This is a genomic window from Clostridium sardiniense, from assembly GCF_019753795.1.
In the GTDB taxonomy this organism is placed as follows: Bacteria; Bacillota; Clostridia; order Clostridiales; family Clostridiaceae; genus Clostridium; species Clostridium sardiniense.
The window spans coordinates 1-3,875 of the sequence record NZ_JAIKTU010000035.1 but is presented as its reverse complement, the minus strand read 5'-3'; the positions used below and the strand labels follow the sequence as shown (position 1 = coordinate 3,875).

Here is a 3,875-nt window from a genome sequence, read left to right as displayed (position 1 = left end):
CTAGTGTGTCGTTTCATTTCAGTCAAGGGCTACGCAAGTGCTAAACGCACCCTTGACCTACATTTCACTCTTAAATACTTGAAAATAATCAAAGATAGCCTTCTCCTTAAATAGCCTATTCCATAATGGGGGCTTGTTCCACGACATAATCAACTTTGAAACGGATATAGTGTTTCAAGGCTCTAAAATCGATTTTAAGAGCTTTGATGGAGTTCCCCCACCAATTCCCTTACTTAAACCATAAAATAGCCTTAGAATTGATTTTAGGTTCAAATAATAGCGTCGCAGACATAGGACTTTAGTCCGTAGCTTTTTTATTTAAATAACTTTAGGGCAATGCCCTAATTGGGGATACCCCAAACCCCATTTATTGGGACAAGTCCCAATGTAATCTGATGATTACAAAAAATCAAAGATTTTTATGTTAAATAATATAAGATATAAAAAACATTACGTAAAGCATTGATATAACTTGTTTCGACATTTTTTTTTGTACTTGTGACAGGTACCAGTTGTACTTGTGACAAGTACAAAAAATACTTGTGACAAGTACATTTAAATTATAGATACAAGTACAATTTTTTTTTTGTACTTGTTATGAGTACAAAATTATTAATAAATAAGTTACAAAATTAATTTCAACTTTGTACTTGAAATTAAGTACAAAGTAAGTATAATTTAAAGTAGGAGGTGAGAGTTTGGATACTAAAAAAATAGTTGATAGTATTATTGAAAGAACTATTAAACATGATTCAGAAGGTAATATAACATCAGATGAAACAACTATGCAGAATAAAATAAGACTTGTAGATAAGGAACCAGCATACATGAAATTGTATCTTGATGACATAAGCCTTTTAAGGCAATTAAGCAAAATGGAAAATTTAATATTACATGAAATTTTTAAAATTACTCAATACAATACCAATAGAGTTATATTAAATAAATTTTATAGAGATGGTATATCAGAGAATTTAGGAATAAAAGATCAAACAGTAAGAAATGCAATTTCAAAGCTTAAAAAGTTAGATTTTTTAATAAAAGAAGGTGTTGGAGTTTATATATTAAATCCTCAATATTTTGGAATAGGCGATTGGTCAGCCTTAAAAGGATTGAGATTAGTTATTGAATATACAAACGAAGGAAGGAAAATAGAAGTTAAAGAAATACAAACAAATACAAAGGAGTGATTTAAATGAGAGGCGATATTATTTTTTATTGTTTAGAATGTAATGAAACCTTCACTTGCAAAGAGCTTATTGATAATGAGGATTTTTGTCCTATATGTAATGCACCTGATATTGAAGTTTGGAAATGGAACGATTTTAGGATTGACAACCCAACTTTACCTAAGAATCCTAAACCAGGTGTAAAGTATGATATTCATAAAGATTATAGTAAAGAAAAATAAAAACAAAAAAAGGCAGCCCATTTAAGAGCCACCCTCAGCAAATTCAGTGTAACTTAAATGGCTCCTTAAATCAAGGAGGATTTAAAAAATTATGGAAAAAGAAAAAATGTATGAAAATGTTATATGGTCAATGATTGAGTCTCAAATTGAAAATGAAAAGGACAGGATGATATTAAACAATCTAACAGATAACTTTAATGAAGAAGAAATGGATATTATAGGTCAAATTAGTCAATTTTACTTTGAAAAAGGTGTTAAGCAGGGTATAGAGTTAATGGAATACTTAAAATAAAAAAGAGAGCAAATGCTCTCTTTTATCTTTCCATTTGATATTCTAATTTATTATGTCTAAACTTAGGTTCAAATGATATTTCTTCTTTTTGATTTACAGCATCTATATTTGCCTTTTCTTTAAATTTTTTTATATCAATTTTACTAATTTTATTTATATCATTATCTTTTAGCTCTTTAAATAGCCCTATTTCTTCTATTATTTCTATTCGATTATTTACTTTTGTACTTAATGACTCAAGCATACCATAATATATTTCAATATCTATATTATTTTCTTTATTTCCACAGTTCTTTAACTCATTATTTAATCTTTCATACAATATATTTAATTTTCTTTTATCTTCAAGCAAAATAGGCAAAGATTTATCTTTTATAATTTCTAAAAATCTTTCCTTATCATTATTTGCTAATTCATTCATAGACCTATATAAATATGATTTAATTCCAATAGATTCATATTGTTTTGATGACAAGCAAATCTTATCATTTTTCAATTCTTTAATCTCCTTTTCAAGAGTATTTATTTTGTTTAAATATTTCTTTTTCAAAACTTTTTCTAGCTCATTTAAATTATCTGTATATTCCTGTTCTTTTAAATCTAATTTACTGTTATAACGATTAATTAAAGTTTCTTTAAACGTAGCTAAATCATTACTTTTCTCAATAGATACATCTATTTTTTCAACCTTATTTTTATATTCATTTTTAATTTCAATTTCGTTTTTTAAAGTTTCTTTTAGTTGCCTATTTTCAATACTTATCGTATTATAATTTTGTTTTAAATCATTATGGAATTTTTGCAATTTAATATATTTATTATTAATATTAGATATTTCATACTGTAAGTTTAAATAATCATTTACATTTAAGATATATTTTCCAAATACAGGTTTAACATCAAGATTAGATGTTTTAATAACTTCAACATTCTCCTCTTTAAGAATATCGTTTATATTTTTTATAGTATTATTTTTATTGCTTAACTCTTTTTCTAAAATGTAATTTTCAGCAACTAATGACTTATTTTTAAAATTTAAACTTAAGTTCAAATCACTATTTTCTTGAATTTCTTTAGTTATATTCTTTATTTCTTTATTAATGCTCTTACGAATTTCGGCTTTAAATTCTGATGTTTTAGTATGTTTTCTATCTGTAAATTTAACACCTCTATCAAGCTGAAATCCAGTTTCTTTAAGCTTAGAATTATACTTATCTTGAAGTTTACTTAAATCATATTTATTTTCTATATACTTAGCTCTACTTATAGACAATTTATTAGATTTAATTCTCTTATCATATGAATCAACAATTGGTACTGCAATTATATGTAAATGAGGTGTTTTCTCATCCATATGTACAATTGCATGAATAATATTTTCTTTTCTAAATCCGATATCGTCGGTTACAAAGTTTAAGGATATCTTAGCCCAATCTCTTACATCATTTTCAGTCATATCTTTAAAAAATTCTTCGTCAGATGTAAATATCATTTCACAAGCAACATCACTTTTACTCGAATTAACATACTGATTAAATGTTTTAACTCTATCTTTTCTAGTTTTTTTCATTCTCTCATAATGTTGCTTTTTCATTTCAAGAGTAATTTTATCAAAAGCATTATTGTAAGAGCCTTCACATTTTACCAGTTCAATATTATTTTTGCTTTTATCTAAATTAATATCTATATTAGTTTGAGATATCCTTTCTTTATTGTGTTTTCCTAACCCTTTTAAATCATTTGTAGTCTTAATCCCTTGTAATCTAAACACGGAATAACTCATAAAAACCTCCTCAAAATTACTATATAAATCCTATAAATAATACCCAAATAGTATTCAAAAAATAAGCCCAAATTGACTATCTTATGGCAATATTATAACTCACTCTAATATTGCCAAGCAATATCCGTTCGCCCTAACGGGTAAAAAGGGCGTTGCCCTCGCTATGCTCACCCATAAGCCTTTTTAAAGGCTTAACCCAAATTTTATATTTGTCTCCGACAGCACTCGCCGTTTGGCAGAAGGACTTACAGTCCTTATTGCTCTAGTGTGTCGTTTCATTTCAGTCAAGGGCTACGCAAGTGCTAAACGCACCCTTGACCTACATTTCACTCTTAAATACTTGAAAATAATCAAAGATAGCCTTCTCCTTAAATAGCCTATTCCATAAT

General features: G+C 26.9%; 4 protein-coding genes. 3 read left to right on the top strand and 1 reads right to left on the bottom strand.

Annotated elements, in window-relative coordinates:
- Positions 1–698 precede the first annotated feature (698 nt).
- The 3 genes from K5V21_RS18950 to K5V21_RS18940 all read left to right on the top strand — a co-directional run bounded on the left by K5V21_RS18950 (position 699) and on the right by K5V21_RS18940 (position 1,703).
- On the top strand, positions 699–1,190 hold the full coding sequence (locus K5V21_RS18950; RefSeq protein WP_221862651.1) for a replication/maintenance protein RepL: 492 nt from the start codon (positions 699–701) through the stop codon (positions 1,188–1,190).
- A gap of 5 nt (positions 1,191–1,195) precedes the next feature.
- Positions 1,196–1,411 (top strand): hypothetical protein, encoded by a 216-nt coding sequence (locus K5V21_RS18945; RefSeq protein WP_221862649.1) that lies wholly within the window; start codon positions 1,196–1,198, stop codon positions 1,409–1,411.
- 91 nt (positions 1,412–1,502) lie between these two features.
- Positions 1,503–1,703 (top strand): hypothetical protein, encoded by a 201-nt coding sequence (locus K5V21_RS18940; protein ID WP_221862647.1) that lies wholly within the window; start codon positions 1,503–1,505, stop codon positions 1,701–1,703.
- A gap of 22 nt (positions 1,704–1,725) precedes the next feature.
- Here the strand turns inward: K5V21_RS18940 and mobV are convergent, their stop codons facing one another.
- The gene (mobV, locus tag K5V21_RS18935) at positions 1,726–3,486 is read right to left on the bottom strand and encodes a MobV family relaxase (RefSeq protein ID WP_245000783.1); all 1,761 of its coding nucleotides are present in this window, start codon (positions 3,484–3,486) and stop codon (positions 1,726–1,728) included.
- Positions 3,487–3,875 lie beyond the last annotated feature (389 nt).

Coding starts and splice junctions, on each gene's coding strand:
- mobV (WP_245000783.1), bottom strand. CDS start 3,486: ATGAGTTATTCCGTGTTTAGATTACAAGGGATTAAGACTACAAATGAT.
- K5V21_RS18940 (WP_221862647.1), top strand. CDS start 1,503: ATGGAAAAAGAAAAAATGTATGAAAATGTTATATGGTCAATGATTGAG.
- K5V21_RS18945 (WP_221862649.1), top strand. CDS start 1,196: ATGAGAGGCGATATTATTTTTTATTGTTTAGAATGTAATGAAACCTTC.